Origin of the sequence: Anaerobacillus sp. 1_MG-2023 (assembly GCF_030547345.1) — a bacterium.
GTDB classification, from domain to species: Bacteria; Bacillota; Bacilli; order Bacillales; family Guptibacillaceae; genus Guptibacillus; species Guptibacillus hwajinpoensis_B.
In genome coordinates this window covers 1-606 of sequence record NZ_JAUORD010000048.1, presented here as the reverse complement: position 1 = coordinate 606, position 606 = coordinate 1, and the positions used below count along the sequence as shown (strand labels likewise).

The following is a 606-nucleotide window of genomic DNA, read 5'->3' as shown; positions in this document are numbered from 1 at the left end:
TTTAAGTATCCTTTCAAAGTCCAGTAAAGAAAATTCATCATAACCTTCAGAAAAAAATACAACCAAATGAGCTATGTTCCGTCTAATAGGTGAAAGGGTGTGAAAGATGATTACTAGTAAAAAACGGGATGATGAATATGAAGATGATCTCAGCAAAGAAGAGCGAGTTGAATGGTTAATGAACGAGTACGGAAGAAATATCACTCGCTTAGCATTTACCTATACAAAACAACAACAGCTTGCTGAAGATATCGCACAAGAAGTTTTTATTAAATGCTATAAAAATCTAGATAGTTTTCGAAATGATTCAACTTATAAAACTTGGATTTATAGAATAACTGTAAATTTATGCAAGGATAAGCTGAGAAGTTGGTCCTTTAAAAATATCGTTTTAAATGATTTCTTTTCAAAGTCTCGTCATACATATGATACTCCGGAAACTGAATTGATAAATTTAGAAAGTAAAAGAATGCTTTCTGAACAGGTTATGTCGTTACCAGTCAAGTATCGAGAAGTGATTATTCTCTATTATTATGAAGAACTATCTTATAACCAAATCGTTGAGTTGTTGCAAATACGAATGCAAACAGTGAAGTCTCGTTTACA

Annotated in this window: 1 protein-coding gene; it reads left to right on the top strand. The window is 31.7% G+C overall.

From position 1 onward, the window contains the following. Positions 1 to 106 precede the first annotated feature (106 nt). A partial coding sequence (locus Q4550_RS23220) for a sigma-70 family RNA polymerase sigma factor (protein WP_303536541.1) occupies positions 107 to 606 on the top strand: 500 nt, incomplete at its 3' end.